Raw genomic sequence first — 21241 nt, 5'->3', positions numbered from 1 at the left:
CAGCCATGAGACAGATGCCTTACTTGCCGTTCGGGCGGTCGGCATATAAATTATCCCAATGCTTGACCGTTCAGCCCAGTCTCCGACGCAAATTCCTACGGACGCACTAAGCGAAGTTCTACAGGACTTCCGCCTGAGTGGAGTCAACTACGGCCGCTGCGAGCTACGTCATCCATGGAGCATCGCCTTTCCGCAGCAACAGCTGCTTCGCTTTCATTTCGTCAGTGAGGGGCCATTCTGGATCCATACTGAAGCCCAAGGATGGCAAGAGTTGCAAAACGGCGATCTGGTGTTGTTGCCACAAGGTGTCGAACACAGACTAGCCAGTAAGCCTGATGTGGTCGGGGACTCGCTTAAGAGCTGTCAGGTCACCAAGTTGGGAGGTAATGTCTGCGAAGTGGTGCAGGAAGGAACAGGAGCGACGAGCACCTTGTTCTGCGGTTCCATGGCTTTGGGTGCGAATGCCCTCAACCCGTTGATCGCTCTGATGCCGCCGATCATCAAGGGATGTGATGTTGCTGGCAATGATCCGATCGTCGGCCCCCTCCTCGCCGCTATGACGGCAGAGGCGTCGCAGCTCCAGATAGGCAGCGCCACGGTCTTGTCACGCATGGCGGACCTACTGGTCGCGCGGCTTATTCGCTGCTGGGTCAATTGCAGCGGAGCCTCGACCAGCGGCTGGCTTGCCGCGATCCGTGATCCTCATATCGGTCGTGCGCTGGCAGCAATGCACCGAGATCCCGGCCATCACTGGACGCTTGAGACTCTTGCTGGCGTGGCAGGTCAATCGCGTTCGATCTTCGCGGAACGCTTCAGCGCCATCTTAGGGGAAGGCGCCGCACGGTATCTCGCCCGTCTGCGCATGCAGCTTGCGCGTGAGTTGCTCGGTCAAAACATGTCGGTTGCCGAGGTCGCTTCTCAACTGGGTTATGAATCTGAAGCGTCTTTCTCTCGCGCCTTCAAGCGCATCACCAGTGTTTCACCCGGAGTTGTGCGCCGCACCATTTCCGGACGAACGGACATAGAATTCGGACTCTAGAACACATATCATCCTGAAAGACTCCGCTATTAAGACCTCCATGACTTGGAGGTACTGCAATGACGGACACAACATCACAGCTTGACGGCCCCGCGATTGGCTTCGATTCTACCGTTCCTGGTACATGGAGCCCCAGGATCTGGTTTGCCGTTGTCTCAATGGCAGCCACAAGCTTTGCGCTGGTGTCAGCTGAATTCCTGCCGGCAGGTCTGTTAACGCCAATGGCGCGTGACCTAGGCGTCAGCGAGGGAACCGCCGGTCAGGTTGTCACCGCCACCGCGTCTGTTGGCGCGGTGACGGCCTTGTTGAGCAATGTTCTGATCGGCAAACTGAACCGGAAGACTGTCCTGGTTGGCCTAAGTGCCTTGGCTATCGGCTCCAATCTCGTGGCCGCGCTCGCGATGGATTTTTGGCTATTGTTGTTGGGCCGAGCCGGGTTGGGCATCGCGCTCAGTGCTTTCTGGGCGCTTTCAGTTGCCGTCGTTGCGAGATTGGTTGGCACCAATGCGACAGGTCGCGGTATGGCCATAGTCACCCTTGGCGTCTCTCTTGCCACCATAGCTGCGCCATCTCTAGGGGCTTTGATTAGCGACTGGCTCGGCTGGCGTGCCGCCACGGCCATAACTGCAGGGCTCGCAGCGATTGCGATGCTGCTGCAGATACTCAGCTTGCCGACGCTACCCGCAAGCACAAGCAATAGTCTTTCCGACGTCTTCCTGCTGACGAAACGGCGCACGGTTCAACTGGGAATGCTTGCCATCCTCTTGCTGATGACGGGACATTTTGCCGGCTCGGTGTACGTGCGACCCTTCCTCGAACAAGTGACGCTCCTTGGTACCGGGCCGATTGCCTTGGCGCTCCTCGGGTTTGGCATCGCCGCTGTGATCGGCAATGTCGCCGGCGGCCGACTGGCAGACGCAAATATCCGCATGGCGCTCGCTGTCACTGGCTTATTGATGGCGTCTTCGGCGCTTGCTCTCGTACTCTGGGGTGCACATAGCGGCATCGCGTTTCCCCTAGTTACACTTTGGGGTTTCGCTTTTGGGATGGCGCCGGTGGTACTGCCTACCAACTTGTCCCGGGGCGCAGCGGACGCCTTGGAGGCTGCTGGCAGCCTGATGGTCGTTTCGTTCCAGGTAGCCATAAGCATAGGTGCGCTGTTCGGCGGCTATGTGGTCGATCACTATGGTGCCTCAGCGCCATTGACGTTTACAGCCGTCTTGGCGGCATCGACTATCGTTCTAGCCTCGCTTCAGCCCCGCAGCTGACTCTTGGAGCTCCGGCAAGAGGCGAGATCTCAAGTGCCCGGAGTGCCGGGTGAGGCTAGTTCCGTGACATGGCGGTGCTTACTCGTTCGGGCGAGGAAGCACCATACGATCGCCGATGACCGACAACAACAATCTCGATTAGCGGCGTGGAAGATCGGCGCTCACGACTAGCTCGACCGGTGTTCGCCGTACAGAAGGTCGTTAAGGCGTCTGGTTTGTCGTTTTGAAAGCTGCCCGTCGGCTACGAAAGCGACAATGCCGCAAGCGAGCCGTTCGGGCGACCGATGTCTTTCCCGCAATAACCGAGTGCTTCCCATTCCATTCACGATACTTTCAGGGCTTCAGGCGCGTTGCGCGAGGATATGGTCGACGACACTCAGGACAGGGCAAGGTTGAACTGTCCACCGTTTGCGCAAAGTTAAAATGTCACTCTGGGGTGTCGTCAGCCATTTAGAATGCAACATCGACCCCTCCACTTGCGCTGAGGCAAGCCCCCGACCGGACCGGCTGGGCCGGGTTGCAAGGGAAGGGAGGGGGCGGGTGAGACGCTTCCCTTCGGCTTGGGCTTGACGGTTGGAGCAGCCAGTCATTCCGGCTCATCGAGGTCAGAGAGCACGTGTCGCCGCCTCGCTAAGCGGACTTAAGCGGAACGTTCGAGGTTCCATGAATCGACGTCCCGGTTACCGACGTCGAAACGCTCGGACAAGCATCCGCCTAGAGACCTTCACTTTGGTCGTTCGATCGCCCGGAACTATCGATTGGCGGGACCGCGGCCATATAACAACAGCATGACGATGATCACCAGACCGTAGGTGATCTGCCGCCCGGCCTCCGGCATCTGCATGACGGATAGAATGGACTGCAGCAGGGTGATGAGGATTACCCCTGCGATCGTGCCGAGGTAAGAGCCTCGACCGCCCAGGATCGATGTGCCGCCGAGTACGACGGCCGCGATCGAAGGTAACAGGTAGCTGTCGCCCATCGATTGGGCCGCCTTCGAAGCATAGCCCGCAAGAAGCGTGCCTCCGAAGGCACTTAGCGCGCCGCATGAGACGAAGGCGATCAGGACGATCCGGCGCGTATTGATGCCCGAAAGGTAGGCGGCACGCTCCTGGTTGCCGATGCCGTATAAGGAACGCCCGAATGTGGTGCGGGTCAGCACGAAGATCGCTATCGCACCGACGATGGCCCAGATTAGCACCGCGTTCGGAACGCCTGGTACAAGAAAGCCGGTTGCCAGATAGCGCATGGTGACCGTGGCTGAGTCCTGTGGGGAGAAGCCGCCGGTGTAGACAACCATCAAACCTTGGGCTACGGCATTCGTTGCCAGGGTGATGATCATGGAGGGGATGCGTAGATAGGCGACGCCAATCCCATTGGCGAAGCCTATCACCATGCCACAGGCTACGCCGAAGGGTATAGCGAGAGTTTCACCTACAGGTCCATAAGCGGCGGCGGCGCACGCCATCATCCCGCCAACGGCCACCGACCAAGGAATGGACAAATCGATCTGCCCAAGCAGAATGACCATCATCATACCGGTTGCGATGACGCCAAGGAATGATGCTACCTTCAACTGCTGTAAGAGATATTCCGGAGACAGGAAACTCGCAGAATATAAACTGCCGAGGATCAGAAGCACGATAATACAGGCAAAAGCAGTTGATATCGCCGGGTCCAGTTGACGGGGAAATTTAGGGAGTCGAGATAGGGGCTGCTCTGGTGTGGCATCCTTCATCCGAACCACTCCAGCCGATTGCGGACGCGAAACAATCCGAACGCACCCAGACTGACCGCGACAAGCAAGACCACACCCTGAAACAGTGGTTGCCAGAGTGGATCGAAATCGAAGACGAAGAGAAGATCGCCGATGGTCCGAAAAGCGAGCGCCCCGAAGACCGCACCGATGGCGGTTCCCCTCCCGCCGAAAAGAGAGACGCCGCCAAGCACGACCGAGGCTATGGAGAACAGGGTGTAGGCGTTGCCACTCGCAAGGGCCGCTTCGCCGGTATAGGTGAAGAAGGTGAGAAACAGGCCGCCGGTCGCAGCGAGAAGGCCTGAGAGCAGATAGGCCGTAAATTTCGCGCGGCGTATTGGTAGGCTCGACATGTAGGCCGCGATTTCTGACGATCCGGTTGCATACGCCGCCCGCCCGATGACTGACCGGCTGAATGGGACCCAGACGACGAGGATGATAGCGACAAGCGCGACCAAGCTCGACGGCACGACGCCAAAAATCTTGCCAGTCATCATGTCCGCCAGATCCTCGTTTACCGAGCCGCCAGGAAAGGGCCTGAGTAGCAAAGCGATGCCAAAAAACACCGCACCCGTCGCGATGGTGGCGACGATCGGCTGTAGCCTCCCGTAGATGACGATCAGACCATTCAGCGCTCCGCAGGCAAGACCCGCGGCAAGAACGGCAACAACGCCGAAACTTGTCTCGAGAGGTGATCCGATAACCAGCCAGGAAGCCAACGCATTGGTGAGGATGAAGATCATCCCGACCGACAGGTCGATACCCGCCGTAATTACCACCAGCGTCTGCGCCATGGCAACGAAGGCGAGCAGCACGCCCTTATTGGACGCTGTTTGAACCACGTTGGCGGTCAGCCCGGCCGGGTGGTTGGAGACGTAGATCGTGAACATGAGGAGAAAAATGCCCACAGCCGCCAGGGTGCCGCGCTGCTCTTTCAGCCAGAACCGCCACTCGCTCATGCTGCCGTCCCCACGTGTCCATCTTCGACATTGAGCGCGCTGGCGATCAATGCACGCTCAGTCATGCCGCTGCCCTTAAGTTCTCGCGCGACGCTCCCGTCGTAGAACACGAGCACACGATCGCAGCAGCCGATTAGTTCGTCATAGTCCGTCGAATAGAACAGAATCGCTGTCCCCCTGTCGGCAAGACGCCGCAGCAGCAGATATATTTCGTGCTTGGTGCCGACATCGATACCGCGCGTCGGATCGTTGAGCAGAATAATTTTTGGCTTGCGCATAAGCCATTTGGCAATGACGACCTTCTGCTGGTTGCCGCCCGACAGCGCCGCGACCGGCAGGTCCAGACCTGCCGTCTTGATGGTTAGCAACTTTATCATCTCGTCGATCAGCTGCTCTTCGTCCTCTCGGTTTATCACGCCGCCCCGCGAAACCTGATCAAGAACGGAAAAGGAGAGATTTTCCCGCACAGTCATCGGCAGCATCAGCCCTTCGGTCTTGCGGTCCTCCGGAATAAGCGCGATGCCGATTTGCTCTGAACTTGCCTCTGCCGGACTAGCGAGCGTGATGGACTTGCCATCAACAAGGACGGAGCCGGTCGTACCGCGCAGCACTCCGAACAGCGCGAGCAGCAGTTCGCGCTGCCCTTGGCCGTCCAGGCCACCCAGGCCCAAAACCTCGCCCTTGCCGAGCGTGAACGAGATGTCGCGCAGTCTATCCGTCCAGCCGAGCTTGCGGCATTCGAGAGCGGGAGTGGCGGTATCGGTTGCTCGCTCGGGTTTTGGCGGAAAGGCGTTGCTGTATTCGCGGCCGATCATCATTTCCACAATCTCGCCGTTGGAATGAGTGCCGGCGGCAAAGCTCATGACATTGTGGCCGTTGCGGAACACTGTGCACTCGTCGGAAAGTTCGGCGATCTCGTGCATGCGATGGGAAATATAGAGTAACGCCAAGCCTTCCGACCGCAACCGCATCAGGACGGAGAAGACCTTTGCAACGTCTGCTGCGGTCAGCGCCGACGTCGCCTCATCGAGAATAAGGATGCGCGGTTTCCACGCCAGGGCCTTGGCGATCTCCACCAATTGCCTGCGAGAAAGCGGAAGATCCTTGACCAGCATGCGCGGATGAATGTCTTCGGCACCTGCGCGTACCAGGGCTTCCTCTGCAATCACGCGCTGCGCTTGCCGATCGATCAAGCCGAAGCGCCGCGGCGGATGGACAATGCATATGTTGTCGGCGACGCTGAGATCGGGGATCAACGATAGCTCCTGGAAAACGCAGGTCACGCCGGCGGCGGAAGCTTCGGCAGGGGAACGAAAAGTCACTTCCCGTCCATCCATCAGCATGCGTCCTTCATCCGGAGCGACCACGCCAGCCATGATCTTGATCAGCGTCGACTTGCCCGCGCCGTTCTCACCCAGGATGGCGTGAATGCGGCCCGGTTCTACGGCTAGGGCGGCATTCTCGAGCGCGCGGACGCCGCCAAAGCGCTTCGATACGCCGTCCATTTGGAAAAGCGGCGCCGCCGCAGGTATTGCTGATGTGATCATGAAGGTCCCCGGGCGAGTTAGCGCGTGTCGCAGGCATCCGCCCGCGACACGACGTTCATACAATCCTTTCCCACCCCTTTATTGGTTTTCCTTCGACTGCCCCATAATCTCTTGGGCCGTGAAGTTGATGCCGCAGGTCGGGAAGGAGTTGCCGACGAAGAAATTATCGGACTGATCGGGATAAAAATCCTGACCTTCCTTGAAGTTCGGGTCCTCGACAATCGCCAGTGGCAGCTTGATAGATTGTGGAACGACTTGTCCTTCAAGGGCTGCAATGGCCGTTTTGATGGCAACCGCCACCTGGGCGGGCCCAGTGCCGGCCGACGAACATTTCAGGCCGTCCGCAGCATGCTTGGCGCAGAATTTGCGAAAGCCGTTCTCGGTCTCTCCACCGAAAGGCACAAAGGGATGACCGGCATCTATCATCGCCTGCACGACGCCCGTGTCACCGCCCTGTGCAGTAATGCCGTCGAACTTCTTGTGCACCGCGATGGCATCGGCGGTTGCCTTCTGGGCCGTAGGATCATCCCACTTGCCGAGAACCTCGACAACATCCCATTTCTTGCCTGTAGCGGCAAAGGTTTCGTGGATCCCGTTGTGGCGATCGGTATCGACCGAGGTACCGGGAACGCCGCGTACTTCCAAAACCTTGCCGCCGTCTGGCAGGTGCTTTGCCAGCCAGTTCGCCCACAACACGCCTAAGCCCTTCTGGTCGACGTTGACGTTGATGGCGTCCTGAGTGTCGAGGATGTTATCGAAGGCGACCAGAACGATACCGGCTTCCTTGGCTCGCTTGATCACCGGTCCGAACGCCGTAGGGTTCTGCGCGTTGACGACGATGGCATCATAGCCGGAGTCGATGAAGTTATTGATCGCGGAGATTTGGGCGGGCACATCCTCGCCAGTCGAAACGACCTTGAATTCCTTAAGTTTAGCGGCGACGTCGGGTTGAGCCGCGTATGCCTTGGCGGTCTGGATCATCTGGATGCGCCAGGTATTGGCGATGTACCCATTGGCAAGTGCTATGCGATAAGGACCGTCCTTCTTCGGAAACTTGAAGAATTTGGTGTCCGCCGACCACGGCGCGAAGCACTCAGGCTCGGCAGCCGGCCCGCTGACGATTTCCGGCTCTGCAAGAACGGTGCTATAGGCAAGGGTAACGGCAGCGGCCGCGAGAATGCCGCCGACATAGGTCTTGAACATTGTTTCCTCCCATTTGTTGCCATGCTGTGACTGGCATCGAAATGAGTATCCGGAAAAATATCGACGTCGGCCTCGGACTTGCATCTTCAGTCGTTCGCCGGTCCGGCGATGCATGTCGATGGGTTAGTCAAATGACGGACGGGCTCCTCCCTCAGCGCCATTGGATCGAGGGTACCGCCACCAACTTTGGTTGTAAAGCTGACATATCGATCGAGCCGCGATGAACAGCTTTTTCGCTCGGCCAAATGCGGTTGAAGGGGGATGTCAGTGTCCAAGCGAGCGCGCATGGGGATAACTTCCCTCCTGAAAGTGCCCGAACAAATAGGAGGAATAACGGTCAGGCGCCATCGCGACGACCGATTTGGACGTCTCGTGAGAGGAAGGACGAGCACGGGGCGGGCCATGCGACAGGAGGTTGCGGCGTACTATGGAATTTCGAGCCAATTGCTCACGACACGATACGGGAGTGGATTGAGTCGCCGAAGCGGCCCGTTTTTAAAAAGGCCCGCCACTGCGAACATGGATCGTTGTCCGCTGCGAAGTCGCGGCGGGCTTGGCTCTCAGCATCTTTAAATGAATGCCGACGGCTTGGCGGATCGATTTCCGGTCAAAGTTTGGTGCCAGGCCGCGGCGAGGCCGGGTGCGTAATCCCGATCGGCCGTGCAAGAGCGGGCGACGACCGCAACCTTCTCAGGCTCGCGGCCGCACGCGCGGCCCTGTCCGCCGGCATGACCGCGACAGATGCGGGCGCCTCAGCGATTCGCTGAAACTCGGTCGGGTTTCTCGCATCTCAGGGTGGCAGGCCTGCGTTTCGCAAACCATCAGCCCATCGTGCGGCGTCATCCGGGCGCCGGATCGGGAAAAAATTGTTGAGGCTGGAGAGGCGGAAGTCGGGATCAAGCTGATGCAATCGCTTCATCGCCTCCATGGCCTCTGGAGCTTGTCCAGCCAGTGCGTGGCTTGCTGCAGCGACGCAGGTTGCGATGAAGTGGACGGGCTGCTCACGAATGGCCGCGTGCGCCCATGACGACGCATCCAGGTATTGGCCAGCAAAGAAGTAGGCGGCGGCCATTGCGGCTCGCGCATTACAAATCTGGGGGTCTTGTGGGTTCAGCCGCATGGCCCGCGTGAGATGATCGATTGCTTCCTCCGGTTCGCCAAGCCAAACCTTGGCCCACCCGCTGAACAGCCATGCCGAAGCCCAATTGGGATTGAGCGCAAGAGCACGCTCCAGCAAATCAGCGCCATGGTCGAGTGCACCGAGAACATACGCGAAGGCGATTCCGGCGGTACACAGCGCCACGGCGTCATCCTTGCCCAAGGTTGCGGCACGCCGGGCCAGCCGCTCGGTTTCGGCAGCCTCTTGCGCGTGGTCGACCATCCAGCCACTTGCCTTGCGCTGAGAATAGCATCGGGCCGCCATGCCGTAAGCCGCTGCAAATTCCGGATCGAGTTCGATGGCGCGATAAAAAAGCCGCAGCGCCTCGGCGTTGGCTTCTCGACTCCAGCAATGCAAGGCTGCCAAGCCCCGCAGGAAGTAATCGTAGGCGTCGAGGTTCTCGGTAGGCTTGTGCTTGGCCCGCTTGATCTCAGCCTGCTCGAGCTTCGGTCCAATGGCGCCGACCACGCTCGAGGTTACTCGGTCCTGCAGTTCGAAAATGTCTTCCAGTCCCCCTTCAAAGCGATCCGCCCAAATATGCACGCCCGTCGCGGCCTCAACAAGCTCGGCAGATATACGCACTCGATTGGCCGCCCTGCGCACGCTGCCTTCCAGCACATAGCGCACGCCTAATTCGCGCCCGACCTGCTTCACGTCGACAGCGCGCCCCTTGTACGTGAAGCTGGAATTGCGGGCGATAACGAAGAGCCAGCGAATGCGTGACAGCCCGATGATGATCTCTTCGACGATGCCGTCGCCAAAATAGTCCTGTGCTGGATCGCTGCTCATGTTCCCAAACGGCAGTACTGCGATCGATGGCCGGTCGGGCAACGCAAGTCCAGGCGCCCGTAAGGGCTTGATCTGCTCGAGGTGCGCCCGGAAGGTTCTCAACGGCCGCGCGATATTTTTCAGGTGGTGCAAGCCCATATCGGCAAAACTAATATCCACCTTGCCATCGATCTGTCGGTATACGTCTTCAGAGATGCAGATTCCGCCGGCCTCGGAAATCTCCTCAAGCCGAGTCGCTACGTTGACACCATCTCCCAGAATGTCGTCGCCCTCGATCAGGACGTCGCCGAGATTGATTCCGATGCGGAACAGCATCCGTTGATCGGAGGGTGCCACTGCATTTCGCTCCGCCATACTTCTGAATGGCCGCTGCGCACGCGACGGCAGCGACGATCGAGAGGAACTCCAGCAGCACGCCGTCGCCAATGGTCTTTACAATCCGACCGCCGTGTTCCGTGATAATCGGCGAGATGGCTTCCCGGTGGCCCCGCAGCGCACGCGCCGTTCCGGCTTCATCGACTCCCATCAGCCGACTGAAGCCCACGACGTCGGCAGCCAGAATAGCCGCCAGTCTGCGTTCCACCTGGGGCTGGCCCACGGCCTCGTACCTTTCTCCCCGTACTAAGGGCACCCACTATAACATGGGCGTCCTGCTTCTGGCGCTCGGCTCTGTTCATTTTTGATATGAACTGCACGATAATTTCCTGCTAGAACAAGTTTTCGAAGTCGCATTACAATGTACCGACGACAAGCGAGATGCGCCTTCCCGAGTGGCTCGCCGTCGCCGCGCGCGGTGCCGTGTCACCATCGAGGACGATGTCTGTGGGCAAGCTCGGCACACGCGGGTCATGTCTCCAGACGGCGCTCGAAGTCGGGAAATTTCCGCGCGGGTAGACCAGCAATTGCCGCCGCAAATCAAGATGCAGGCCCGCAGCATTATAAACAAGCGGACCGCTTCCGCCGCCGCACGCGTATAGCGCTGTTCCCGGCGCGGATATTTGCGCGTTGAGTGGGTGCCGCCGGTTCGACACTCGTCAAGACCGCAGAGGTGCGCAAAGCATAAAGCGACCTGCCGAAGCGATCTGCTGCGTTCATCTGCAAATGGCCGGTCGGCGATTCCTCAGGCTATAGCCACCTCGGGGAGCGGTGCAATGGAAGCGAGGAGCAATCCTTGAGCGTGGCTTATGAGTTCGGTAAGAAGCCATTGGGTATCATTCGGTGGAACCTAATTGGTCTCGGCGTCTTCTAAGAGGTTGAGGCCTGTCTCCCCAACAAAGCCTCACCAGTCGACACGCTGTTCTTGCAATGCGTCGCCATCGGGACAAGCTGGTGACGCTGGTTCAATGCGGCATCGAAAAGGATTCCGTCTGTGCCGACGTTGACGACTGGTGCCATCGCCCGACATGGAACCGATGGTCCAGAAACACAACCGCGATTTGGCCTACGAGAAATCCGCCTCAGATGGCCGGATGTCTCGCTAAAGGAGAACGTCCTATGAGCACACCTGTAAATCCCGGCCCGGATGATCCGGGGCCACTTCCGCCAGTGCCGCCGATTGAAGAGCCTGTCCCGCCTATTCACGAGCCTGACCGGCCGGTGGTGGAACCCGATCCGGATCGCCTTCCCGACGAAGAGCCGTTGCCGAACCCCGATGAAAACCCCGACCCGCCGCAACGGCTCGGTTCTTTTCGCTGGGCCGTGACCGCCGGCATTTCCAAATGGATAGTGCGCCCGGTGGCCTGACGTCTCGAGGGCAATCGCCCGCTACGCGCCAGCTATTGAGGCCACAGCATCTGCGGTCTCTTCCCTCGGTGTCAAACGGTGCAGGAAGCGTAATGAGTTGAGGATTCCGCGGCTAGTCGCTTGAAACACCTCGTCATCTATGCTGGGACATGCTTGTTTTTGCGGCTAGTAGCGTGCGCCGCTGCGGCTAGTAATAGCCTTGTTCTTTGCAGTACTCGCGCATCGCTGACAGGCCACTATCTTCTGGCTCAGCCAGGGCGCACACAGCCGGCATAGTTTTCTCTTTGTCGGCAAACGCGACCGCGTTAGCCGCGCCACTCTCATCCCACGCGAAATATCCGCCGCCTGCGATCACCACGAGGCATGCGGCAGCCACTAAGGCTTTTAGCCAGTCATCCATCCCAACCCCCCCAGCCTTATCAAAAATCGGAGCCGAAAAGATAATCATCCATTGGCATATTGGCCCCCTAATATGCGTACTGGCTTATTTTAGCTCAATGTCGCACAGCACTGGAAGGTTGTCCATGGGGTCTAACGCAACCGATTTTGCGTGCCCGTCCGAAAACAAGACGACGACGGTATTTGGCTCGTCAGCTTCATGCATTATGATCTGGGATAAATCGACCTGGAGCAAAGCTTCGCTAACCCGGACGGACACATTTGGAAATGGCAGCGGGAGACCGTGCTGGCTCCTATCCCCGATAGAAGAACATCCAATGATCGACTTAGGAACATGGCAGCACCGCTGAGGAATCCATGCGGGATTTCCTTCGAAGGAAGCTAAATCGTCTCTGACAACGCCAACAATAAACTACCAGATTTTCTGCAGCGGCTGCAATAGAAGGATCCAGAGTGCCGCGCCCGTGCGCAGATAAGGCCCGGCTTTCAATGGACGGTTCACCGCTGATCCCATTTATCAAGCATTCCATAGTACCAAACCGCCAACGGAAGAAACCAGGGCTTGCCGTTGAAATACGAGCGCGTCTCAAAGCTGAGTTCGCTGTAGACTGTCTTGCCCTGGTCATTACCGAGCATTTCGTTGGCGACTTTACCGCCGAGCCAACTGGCGCGCGCGACGCCTGTGCCGTTGTAGCCGCCGGCGAAAAACATCCCTTCGATGGTGTCAACGTGCGGGAAATGGTCGAAGGTGAAACCCAATTGGCCGTGCCAGTAGTGGCTGATCTTGTGTGCGTTCAATTCCGGAAAGATCTTGACCAGCAGGCTGCGAAGATAGCTTGCGTTCGCGGAGTTGCTTTTTACCGTGCCGCTCATATCGAGAACGCGTCCACCCAGGATGATGCGTGTTCCATCGGGCGAAGGGCGAAAATAAGTCACCACGCGCTGGCTGCCGGCAAGCATCTGTTGCTTCGGCATCAGCTTGCTCATAAGCTCCGGCGGCAGCTGTTCGGTTGCGACCAGGCCGCTGCCAACGGGAATAATGCGCCGCCTTAGATAGGGCAGCAGCGCGCCGCTGTATCCATTGGTCGCTATCAGAACCTGGCGTGCTGAGACATCTCGACCCTGAACTTTGAACGCGAACGCACCAGCACTTTTCTGAAGATCGGTTACTCGGGCGTTGCTGAACACGCGCACCCCGAGGCGCTGGGCCGCTTCTGCGAGGCCTTTGACGTATTTTGCTGGATGTAGCCCTGCATAACCAGGCATCGCGACCCCGCCGTGGTAAAGACCGGAACCAACCTCCTTATGCTGTTCGGACCGCGGAACCATGTAGGCGTCGCACGGGAGTACTTTGCGAATGCGCTCTATGTTGGCGCTAAGGCTGTCATAGATGCGGGGGGTCATTGCTCCCTTGAAGTATCCAACCACCTTCAGGTCGCAGTCGATCTGTTCCTTTGCGACAACATCTTTGACGTATTGCAGCGATTGAAAACTCTCCTCCACGACGCGTCGAGCCATGTCTGCGCCATAGGAGGTCATCGCGGTATCGAAAAACGCCCAGCCAGGCCCTAGAAACCCGCCATTGCGCGACGAAGCGCCCCAACCCGGTGCGTCAGCGTCATAGACGCTGACTTGCTTGCCGGCCCTTGCAAGAACTAGAGCCGCGTTGAGGCCCGTGAAGCCACCGCCGATGATTGCGACTTCGGTGGAGGAGGGGATATCGTCGGCATTGGCTCCGTTCGGACGGGCCTCATCCCACCAAAAAGGGCTGGCGACGGCATCATCGGTGAAGAAGGGCGCTTTCAAACTAGACATTGTCGTCACTCACATTGGTAGATTTTGGCCCAGAATGTCCTGCAGCAGAAATTTGCCGACAACGAGACCTTGTCGGTTTTGCCAAGCAGCTTCAGACTTAATCGCAGCCTGCGAAAATGTTGCGGCAAGCCCAAGAAGACGTGCGGGCGGAAACCGCCCGCAGTACCTTTCTCCATCAGAGCCCGAAGACGCCCGGCAGGCCGGAGATATCCGGGATTTCGGCATAACCATAGAACGGGTTGGCGGGCTCGTGGCCGCGGTTCACCCAGACCTTACTCTTGATCCCCAGATCATAGGCCGTCATCAGGTCATAGCGGAAGGAGGAGGAGACATGAGTGATGTCCTCGGGGCCGCAGCCGAGCTTGTCGAGCATGTATTCAAAGCCCTTCATCAGCGGTTTGTAGGCGCCAACCTCTTCGGCGGTGATGACGGTATGAAAGGGCGCGCCGAGCTTTTCCACATTTGACATGATCAGGTCATTCATCGAGTTGGACAGGATCACCAGTGGGATTTCCTTGGCCACCCTGGACAGGCCGGCCGGAACGTCCGGGTGGGGACCCCAGGTCGGCACTTCGTCATAGATACGTTGCGCGTCTTCAGGTTTGAACTGGATACCGATGCGCTTGCAACTGCGTTCGACGGAATTGTGCACTACCTCGCGTAAAGGCTTCCATGGCCCCAGCACCTCGTCAAGGCGATAGCCCCTAAAAGCCTCGACTAAGCAGGCCATCGCCTTTGGGGAGAGACGCTCGCCGTAGACACGCCGCGCCGCACCGGCCATGTCGAAATTGGTCAGGGTGCCATAGCAATCGAAGGTTATGAATTTCGGGCGCGGGAGAGTCATGGGAGTATCCTTGTTCAGAGTAGACGGCCACAAATCTCGGCGGCCTGGCGCTCTTAAGAAAGCACAATCGAATTACCATTGCAACGGAATTGTACAACAATTATAAAAGTCGGCCCGGGTGTTACTTTCCACGATGGGCCAGGGGTGGCGGTTGGATCAGCCTAGGGCGGACAGCGTAGTATCTGAAAACGCAGCATTTATTCGAAATTTTGGCGACTTCCTGACTGGTTGGAGCAGGATGGAATACACATTTTATCAGCACGAATAGAAGGAATGACTTGACGGTTTGATAGATTGTTGTACAAAAAAACCTCATCCTAAAGGGCCCAGGTCATTCTCACCTCCGTCGCTTCCAAGGAGGAAACAAACTAGGTTTGCCATGCTAGATAAAGACATCCATCTGTCACGCCGCCCCCCGGCTTCGGAACTTTCCGAAGCTTGCCGGCCCATCAGCGAGGCCGAAGCGGAGACAATTGCTGAGCAACTTTATGGAAGGAGAGGCTCGGCAAAGCGCTTTGAAACCGAGAAGGACGACACGTTCTTCTTGGATTGCGCAGAAAACGGGCAGTTCGTGCTAAAGGTCGCTCATCCCTCTGAAAGCTTCGACGAACTGGATTTTCAAGTCGCGCTGATGCGCCACGTTGAGCTGCGAGCGCCAGCACTTCCGACACCTCGCATCTTTGGGGACCTGCAAGGTCAGTTTTTGCCGGTGGTGACGACGAGTGACGCTGAGCGTCGTGTGGTGAGGCTCATTTCGTTTATCCGTGGTACTCCCTTGGACAAAACGAATTCGACGGCCGCCCAGCGCGTTTGTGTCGGAGAACTACTCGCCAAGCTTCGGAATGCAATGGCAGACTTTTCGCACCCATCTGATGGTCGCGAGCTGGCCTGGGATGTGACGCATCTTCTTAATCTGTCCTACCTGTTGGATTATGTGCCGAACGATGGACGACGGGCTTGGGTCAAGACGGCACTAGACAGGTTTGCCGAAATCAAACCTCGACTCGATTGTTGCCGGCGACAAGTACTGCACAACGATTTTAACACGTCGAACCTCGTCGTCGATCACGGCAATCCACAGTTTGTCAACGGGATCATAGACTTCGGTGATGCTGTTCGCACCGCCATCGCTGTAGATGTGTCCACGGCTCTCATGAACCAAATGCCAAAGCAACTTGACAATACCAATCGACAGGACTTGTTTGTCGAGCCTAAAGACGTGTTGCGCGGCTACCTTCGCCATGCCGATTTGGAGCATGAAGAGCTGCTCCTCATCCCATTTCTTGCCATGGGGCGCCTTGCCGTACGGGCACTTTTGACCTGTTGGCGCGCCCAGCTCTTTCCCGAGAACAGCCGCTACATACTTCGCCATACCGAAGCGGGGTGGGCTCATCTCCGTTGGTTCAATTCTCTGTCAACCAATCAGATCGCTGATCTGCTCACAGGTAGGATTTAACATGCGTCAGCACAACAAAACTGTCCCGACAGGCTTCCGCGGTGATATGGCGAACGGCTTTAATCCAAACGACACGTCCCACCTGACTGCGGACGATCTCGACCATATCGCACGTCGCCAGCGCCTTTTGGGCCCGGCGTACCGGCTATTTTACAGATCCCCGGTCGAGATCTCCCGGGCTAAAGGCGTATTTCTCTATGACAAACACGGCAACGAATATCTCGATGCCTATAACAACGTTGCTTCCTTGGGGCATTCGCATCCGCGCGTTGTCCACGCAATCCAGGATCAGCTTGGAACGCTGTGCACCCACACCCGCTATATGCAGAATCAACTTCTCGATTATGCGGAAATGTTAATCCGCACATTCGGCGGAGAGCTCGGAAGAACTGGTTGCGCCATGTTTACATGCACGGGGTCCGAGGCAAATGACCTCGCATTGCGGGTAGCTCGCTTCTTCACGGGAAAAACAGGCATCATTGTCACCGCCGAAGCGTACCATGGCAATAGCGGAGCGGTCGCGGCGATCTCTCCGTCGCTGGGAAAGAAATCCACGCTTGATCCGTATGTCCGAACAGTTGCCGCGCCGGACTCGTACCGTCTGCCTGTCGCAGAGATCGGCAGGAGGATGGCGGAAGATGTTACACGCCAGATCGCCGATATCGAACGCCACGGGGGTGGTTTCGCTGCCTTTATCGCAGACTCGGCTTTCTCTTCGGATGGACTGTATGTTGACCCTGTAGACGTTCTCGCTCCAGTTGCCGAAGTCGTTCGCAGGGCGGGTGGGCTCTTCATAGCCGACGAGGTCCAATCTGGATTTGGGCGGACAGGGACGCACCTTTGGGGGCATGCCCGACATTCCGTCCAACCCGATATTGTCACCATGGGCAAACCTATGGGCAACGGCTATCCTGTAGCGGGCGTGGTACTGCGCCCCGAACTTGTCTCAGAATTCGGAGCGAGCATGCGCTATTTCAACACCTTTGGTGGAAATAGCGTAGCCATTGCCGCAGCAAAGGCGGTGCTGGACACTATCATCGAAGAACATCTGATGCAGAATGCTTCTAAGATAGGAAGCCAAATTCTGGAGGGGCTGAACGACCTTCAAAAGAAGTACGAGTTCGTCGGTGATGTTCGAGGCACCGGTCTTTATTTCGGTGTTGAACTAGTCAAGGATCGAGATCTTAAGATACCTGATATGGATCGCGCGCTCGCAGTTGTAAACGGGCTCAGAGATCGAAGAATTCTTATTTCGGCCACAGGTGCGGATGCACACATCCTCAAGATTAGACCACCGCTGGTTTTCACAAGCGAGCACGCCGGACGGCTGCTCGAAGGCATCGACCAAGCCCTCGCCGCCGTCTAAGTCGCGCTGCCGATCGTAACGCGTGCTCGTCGGACAGTCGAAATGCTTCCACACTGCGCTTGTCGTGTATATGACGGCGGTGTTGAACAAAAGGTAGTCAGGAAGATACTCAGGGTCCCCATGTCGTCACGAAGAGACATAACAGTCGAGCAACATGAGACAGACGCTTTAAGCGGGTCCCACACCCTGACCGCTGTAGAAGCGCTTTCGTCAGCTGTGAGGAAACGCATACTTTCCGGCGAATTCCGTCCTGGAGAGTTTCTTCGCGATGCGAAGATGTGTGAGGAGCATTCCACATCAAGGCATACTTTTCGCGCCGCTGCACAAGCGTTGGTCAACGAAGGACTGCTGAGACAGATACCAAATCGTGGATTTGTTCTTCCCGATTTTGGTCCCGACGACATCGTCGACATCACTCGGATGCGCGGAGCAATTGAGGGGGAGGCGGTACGCATGATCGTGTTCACAGGGTTGATTCCCCAACAAGCGCTCGATGCCGTGAAGGTGATGCGTAGTTCGAAACTTTCCTCCGACAAATCCACACTTGTTGCCGCTGATCGCGACTTCCATCGATCTATCATAGATGCAAGCGGAAGCGTTCGTCTGAGAAGGATGTACGCAACCCTTGAAAGTGAGATCGAGTTACTTCTTGTGCAGCGGCAGGATTTTTATAGCGAGCCAGGGGAGATGGCGGAAGAACACGAGCGGCTCATCAATAGTTTGCGCAATCGCCACTACGAGAAAGCAAGAGCTGCATTCCAAGAGCACTGGACAGACTTGCAGACTAAGCTGCTGCAGCACACTCCCTGACGTCATGCCGAATTAGTGCACGGCGGCCCAGCCGACGCTGAGAACTCTGTTGGGCAGCATCAAGGCAGCGATGCTGGACACCAAACCAACGCTTCCAAGTGCGGGGTCCGAAATGGTGGTTCCCGTCTTGCAGCAGATCGGCAGGCAACAAAAAAGGCCGGGCCGACCTTCCTCACATCACTTCAATTCCAGTGCCAGTACATCCGTGGTCAAAAGTCTCAAGCGACTTGCGGCCCCGCGAACATCCTCAGACGCTCACAGCAAGGCCGATGTGCAGGCATATAGAGGCAGATTGTGTTCGCAAAAAGTTCATCATGCTCCTTGCGCCTATCTACTTACCGCATTAGACCCGCGGCCCGAAGCGCATCGTTTATGACCTTCGCGATCTTACCGTCCGAAGCGGTGCCAGCGGTATTCGATCGCGACCTAGCGTAGCGCAACGTCCTTTCTATCGTGGATGACGGCAAATCGGGTTCTTCTCGGCGGAGAGAATTGTCGCATGCCTCGGCCTCCTCGACGTCCGCCTCCGTGGTCAGACCCCATGAACGTGCGATACGCACGGTTGAGGAAATCCCTGTCTCAAGCATATGCGGTCCGGCTCTCCCGATCGGAACATCGCTGTTCGTCGACAAAGGCACGCCGTGGCCCATGCCTTTGACGAAGTAGGTTTCGACGACCTGCCTGCCTTCCGCGTCTAGCCAAACTTTCCGGGTATGGCCGTGTATCAACTCGCTCCGAGTCGGCTCGGTAGCTAGGGCGTGAACACCACTCCATTGCTTGATGATCTGGTCCGCATTCCTGGGTCGGACTGTCTGGTCATGCGTGCCGTGCCAGATCGAAACCGAAGGCCAGGGCCCGCGGTGGTTTGATGCGCTCTTGAGAACGGATTGGAGCCTGGAGATAGCCGGCGGATTGCGGCCTTGCATACGCTCGAACGCCTCCGGGATTGTGCCTGCCACGCCATAGGGTAGCCCACTGATGATTGCGCCGCCCGCAAATATGTCGGGATAGGTCGCCAGCATGACATTCGCCATCGCACCGCCTGCTGAAAGGCCCGTGACAAAGATGCGGTTGGGATCGATGCCCTGCGACTGAACGAGATGGCTGGTCATCTGCCGGATGGACAATGCCTCTCCCGCATCTCGCCTGATATCGCCGGGCTCGAACCAGTTGAAGCAGAGGTTGGCATTATTCGATCGCTGCTGCTCCGGATAAAGCACCGCGAATCCGCGTCGCTCCGCGAGTTGAGACCAGCCGGATCCCGTTGCGTAGCCCCGCGCCGTCTGCGTGCAGCCATGCAGCGCAACCACAAGCGGGGTGCCTGGGGCCATGATGGAAGGCAGATACAGCCACGCCCTCAATGATCCCGGATTGGAGCCAAACCCGGCGACCTCGACCAGGCGGTGATTTTGTGGGGACTTGTCGAGCACTGCCGTCTCCTTGGCCGCCAATTGGGCCTGAACTGTTGATGTGGTGATGATTGCTGCGCCGCACAATGGAATTCCGCTGATTAATTCGCAGGTGCGCATTCTTCTGAGGCGTTACCGTCCCTGGAATTCCATTGGAAGGACCGAGCCGCCGACAACATCAGGCATGAATACCCACGTGTCCCGCGGATTGTTGCGGGAAATGCATAGCTGCAGTGCAACATAGACGCTGGCGGGATGGCGCCGGTCCGAGTATGACTACTTTTATCGAAGCGATGCTCCTCCTCCCGCAACGCTTCGAGTTTCAGACGGCCCGTTCCTCCTCCCGAAGGGACGTCTGTTGAACAGCGGCACTCCTCCTCCCCGCTGTTCGGTTCTTTTAGGAAAGCCTGCCGCACCTCCTCCCGCGGCAGGCTTTCCTATTTCAGGGAGATGGCCGGTCAGAGCCCGAGATCAAGTTGAGACTGTGGTTGTGGATCGCCGGTTTTGGAAGCCGTCAGCGTTGAAAGCGTGACGCCGAGCAGCCGCACTGGCCGCTTGAACGGATAGACGGTCGCCAAGAGGTCCGACGCTGCAGCAAGGACGTCACGAATACCCGCAAATGCTACTGACCCGGTCCGGCTCCGCGTCGCCTGAGTGAAATCCGAGTATTTGATTTTCACGGTTACCGTCTTGCCGCTGATGCCTTGCCCTTCGCAGTAGCGCCAGACCTTTTCGGCAAGGAGTTTGAGCTCCGCGATCGCCAGGTCGAGATCGGCAATGTCCTCGACAAAGGTGTCCTCTGCCCCCACCGACTTGCGGATCCGATCGGGTTTCACTTGGCGCTCGTCGACGCCACGGGCGATGCCATAGAAATACGGACCGGACTTGCCGAAATGCTCCTGCAGAAAAGCGAGCGACTTCGATTTCAGATCGAGCCCGGTCTCGATCCCATATTTGCGCATGCGCTCGGCAGTGGCCGGACCGACACCATGGAACTTCTTGACGGGAAGGGCCTCGACGAAGGCCGGTCCGTTCTTCGGCGTGATGACCGCCTGGCCGTTGGGTTTGTTGAGGTCGCTAGCCATCTTGGCGAGGAACTTGTTGTAGGAAATACCGGCCGATGCGTTGAGGCCGGTGACGGCCTTGATCCTGGCACGGATTTCCAGCGCGATCTCGGTGGCGATCTCCATGCCTTTCAGGTTCTCGGTGACATCGAGATAGGCTTCGTCAAGCGATAGCGGCTCGATCAGCGGCGTGTATTCCGCAAAGATCTCGCGGATCTGCTGGGATACTGCCTTGTAGACGTCGAAGCGCGGAGGCACGAAAATCAGGTCCGGGCACTTTCGTTTGGCGGTGACCGACGGCATTGCCGAATAAACGCCATAGGCGCGCGCCTCGTAGCTCGCGGCCGCCACGACGCCGCGCGCGGCGGAGCCGCCGACGGCAATAGGTTTGCCGCGCAAATCGGGGTTATCGCGCTGCTCGACCGACGCATAGAAGGCGTCCATATCCACATGGACGATCTTGCGTATAGGGGTCGGGCTCATTTCTTTCATGGCGACTTCAGCGATGGCGATGGGATCGGCGGATCATCCGCAGAATCCGTACCGAAACAAATAGAGAACATATCAGCCTCTGCCGCGATATCAACTGTTCGACCGGTTCCCATGCCCGCGCCC

The 21241-nt window shown here is 57.8% G+C and carries 16 protein-coding genes; 6 read left to right on the top strand and 10 right to left on the bottom strand.

Annotated features, from left to right (window positions below; genetic code table 11):
• The first annotated feature begins 58 nt into the window (after positions 1-58).
• A complete protein-coding gene (locus A3AY_RS0106555) occupies positions 59-1039 on the top strand; it encodes an AraC family transcriptional regulator (protein ID WP_026203179.1) in 981 nt (326 codons plus the stop codon).
• Positions 1040-1098: 59 nt separating this feature from the next.
• Positions 1099-2307: an MFS transporter gene (locus tag A3AY_RS0106550; RefSeq protein ID WP_018324888.1), complete on the top strand. Its 1209-nt coding sequence runs from the start codon at positions 1099-1101 to the stop codon at positions 2305-2307.
• A 751-nt stretch (positions 2308-3058) separates the two neighbouring features.
• Here the strand turns inward: A3AY_RS0106550 and A3AY_RS0106545 are convergent.
• From A3AY_RS0106545 to A3AY_RS0106520, 5 genes are all read right to left on the bottom strand, one after another.
• Complete coding sequence (locus tag A3AY_RS0106545) at positions 3059-4045, bottom strand: ABC transporter permease (protein ID WP_026203178.1); 987 nt, start codon at positions 4043-4045, stop codon at positions 3059-3061.
• Complete coding sequence (locus tag A3AY_RS0106540) at positions 4042-5022, bottom strand: ABC transporter permease (RefSeq protein WP_018324886.1); 981 nt, start codon at positions 5020-5022, stop codon at positions 4042-4044. The genes A3AY_RS0106545 and A3AY_RS0106540 overlap by 4 nt, the downstream gene beginning before the upstream one ends.
• On the bottom strand, positions 5019-6569 hold the full coding sequence (locus tag A3AY_RS0106535) for a sugar ABC transporter ATP-binding protein (protein ID WP_040668244.1): 1551 nt from the start codon (positions 6567-6569) through the stop codon (positions 5019-5021). The genes A3AY_RS0106540 and A3AY_RS0106535 overlap by 4 nt, the downstream gene beginning before the upstream one ends.
• A gap of 78 nt (positions 6570-6647) precedes the next feature.
• A complete protein-coding gene (locus tag A3AY_RS0106530) occupies positions 6648-7772 on the bottom strand; it encodes a sugar ABC transporter substrate-binding protein (RefSeq protein WP_018324884.1) in 1125 nt (374 codons plus the stop codon).
• 790 nt (positions 7773-8562) lie between these two features.
• Positions 8563-10035 (bottom strand): adenylate/guanylate cyclase domain-containing protein, encoded by a 1473-nt coding sequence (locus A3AY_RS0106520; RefSeq protein ID WP_018324882.1) that lies wholly within the window; start codon positions 10033-10035, stop codon positions 8563-8565.
• A 1179-nt stretch (positions 10036-11214) separates the two neighbouring features.
• On the opposite strand from A3AY_RS0106520, the gene A3AY_RS38945 reads away from it, so the two are divergent.
• Entirely contained in the window at positions 11215-11463 is a 249-nt protein-coding gene (locus tag A3AY_RS38945; RefSeq protein ID WP_018324881.1) for a hypothetical protein, read from the top strand.
• Positions 11464-11650: 187 nt separating this feature from the next.
• Here the strand turns inward: A3AY_RS38945 and A3AY_RS0106510 are convergent, their stop codons facing one another.
• The 3 genes from A3AY_RS0106510 to A3AY_RS0106495 form a co-directional block, all read right to left on the bottom strand.
• Positions 11651-11863 (bottom strand): hypothetical protein, encoded by a 213-nt coding sequence (locus A3AY_RS0106510; protein WP_154663253.1) that lies wholly within the window; start codon positions 11861-11863, stop codon positions 11651-11653.
• Between the two features lie 497 nt (positions 11864-12360).
• Complete coding sequence (locus A3AY_RS0106500) at positions 12361-13677, bottom strand: NAD(P)/FAD-dependent oxidoreductase (protein WP_040668241.1); 1317 nt, start codon at positions 13675-13677, stop codon at positions 12361-12363.
• Positions 13678-13852: 175 nt separating this feature from the next.
• Positions 13853-14521, bottom strand: coding sequence for a haloacid dehalogenase type II (locus A3AY_RS0106495; protein ID WP_018324876.1), 669 nt, complete (start codon positions 14519-14521; stop codon positions 13853-13855).
• Between the two features lie 379 nt (positions 14522-14900).
• Here A3AY_RS0106495 and A3AY_RS0106490 point away from each other — a divergent pair, with 379 nt between their 5' ends.
• The 3 genes from A3AY_RS0106490 to A3AY_RS0106480 all read left to right on the top strand — a co-directional run bounded on the left by A3AY_RS0106490 (position 14901) and on the right by A3AY_RS0106480 (position 18153).
• Complete coding sequence (locus tag A3AY_RS0106490) at positions 14901-15977, top strand: phosphotransferase (RefSeq protein ID WP_018324875.1); 1077 nt, start codon at positions 14901-14903, stop codon at positions 15975-15977.
• A 1-nt stretch (position 15978) separates the two neighbouring features.
• Positions 15979-17343: an aspartate aminotransferase family protein gene (locus A3AY_RS0106485; RefSeq protein ID WP_018324874.1), complete on the top strand. Its 1365-nt coding sequence runs from the start codon at positions 15979-15981 to the stop codon at positions 17341-17343.
• 120 nt (positions 17344-17463) lie between these two features.
• The gene (locus A3AY_RS0106480; RefSeq protein ID WP_018324873.1) at positions 17464-18153 is read left to right on the top strand and encodes a GntR family transcriptional regulator; all 690 of its coding nucleotides are present in this window, start codon (positions 17464-17466) and stop codon (positions 18151-18153) included.
• Positions 18154-18488: 335 nt separating this feature from the next.
• On the opposite strand, the gene A3AY_RS0106470 is transcribed toward A3AY_RS0106480, so the two are convergent.
• On the bottom strand, positions 18489-19682 hold the full coding sequence (locus A3AY_RS0106470) for an extracellular catalytic domain type 1 short-chain-length polyhydroxyalkanoate depolymerase (RefSeq protein ID WP_018324872.1): 1194 nt from the start codon (positions 19680-19682) through the stop codon (positions 18489-18491).
• A gap of 338 nt (positions 19683-20020) precedes the next feature.
• A complete protein-coding gene (dinB, locus tag A3AY_RS0106465) occupies positions 20021-21109 on the bottom strand; it encodes a DNA polymerase IV (RefSeq protein ID WP_476705524.1) in 1089 nt (362 codons plus the stop codon).
• Positions 21110-21241: the final 132 nt, after the last annotated feature.

Origin of the sequence: Rhizobium giardinii bv. giardinii H152 (assembly GCF_000379605.1) — a bacterium.
GTDB lineage: Bacteria > Pseudomonadota > Alphaproteobacteria > Rhizobiales > Rhizobiaceae > Pararhizobium > Pararhizobium giardinii.
This window is presented reverse-complemented; position numbering and strand designations above follow the sequence as displayed.

Excerpts from the sequence above, each read along its gene's own strand:
- A3AY_RS0106555 (WP_026203179.1), top strand. The coding sequence starts at position 59 with ATGCTTGACCGTTCAGCCCAGTCTCCGACGCAAATTCCTACGGACGCA.
- A3AY_RS0106550 (WP_018324888.1), top strand. The coding sequence starts at position 1,099 with ATGACGGACACAACATCACAGCTTGACGGCCCCGCGATTGGCTTCGAT.
- A3AY_RS0106545 (WP_026203178.1), bottom strand. The coding sequence starts at position 4,045 with ATGAAGGATGCCACACCAGAGCAGCCCCTATCTCGACTCCCTAAATTT.
- A3AY_RS0106540 (WP_018324886.1), bottom strand. The coding sequence starts at position 5,022 with ATGAGCGAGTGGCGGTTCTGGCTGAAAGAGCAGCGCGGCACCCTGGCG.
- A3AY_RS0106535 (WP_040668244.1), bottom strand. The coding sequence starts at position 6,569 with ATGATCACATCAGCAATACCTGCGGCGGCGCCGCTTTTCCAAATGGAC.
- A3AY_RS0106530 (WP_018324884.1), bottom strand. The coding sequence starts at position 7,772 with ATGTTCAAGACCTATGTCGGCGGCATTCTCGCGGCCGCTGCCGTTACC.
- A3AY_RS0106520 (WP_018324882.1), bottom strand. The coding sequence starts at position 10,035 with ATGCTGTTCCGCATCGGAATCAATCTCGGCGACGTCCTGATCGAGGGC.
- A3AY_RS38945 (WP_018324881.1), top strand. The coding sequence starts at position 11,215 with ATGAGCACACCTGTAAATCCCGGCCCGGATGATCCGGGGCCACTTCCG.
- A3AY_RS0106510 (WP_154663253.1), bottom strand. The coding sequence starts at position 11,863 with ATGGATGACTGGCTAAAAGCCTTAGTGGCTGCCGCATGCCTCGTGGTG.
- A3AY_RS0106500 (WP_040668241.1), bottom strand. The coding sequence starts at position 13,677 with ATGTCTAGTTTGAAAGCGCCCTTCTTCACCGATGATGCCGTCGCCAGC.
- A3AY_RS0106495 (WP_018324876.1), bottom strand. The coding sequence starts at position 14,521 with ATGACTCTCCCGCGCCCGAAATTCATAACCTTCGATTGCTATGGCACC.
- A3AY_RS0106490 (WP_018324875.1), top strand. The coding sequence starts at position 14,901 with ATGCTAGATAAAGACATCCATCTGTCACGCCGCCCCCCGGCTTCGGAA.
- A3AY_RS0106485 (WP_018324874.1), top strand. The coding sequence starts at position 15,979 with ATGCGTCAGCACAACAAAACTGTCCCGACAGGCTTCCGCGGTGATATG.
- A3AY_RS0106480 (WP_018324873.1), top strand. The coding sequence starts at position 17,464 with ATGTCGTCACGAAGAGACATAACAGTCGAGCAACATGAGACAGACGCT.
- A3AY_RS0106470 (WP_018324872.1), bottom strand. The coding sequence starts at position 19,682 with ATGCGCACCTGCGAATTAATCAGCGGAATTCCATTGTGCGGCGCAGCA.
- dinB (WP_476705524.1), bottom strand. The coding sequence starts at position 21,109 with ATGAGCCCGACCCCTATACGCAAGATCGTCCATGTGGATATGGACGCC.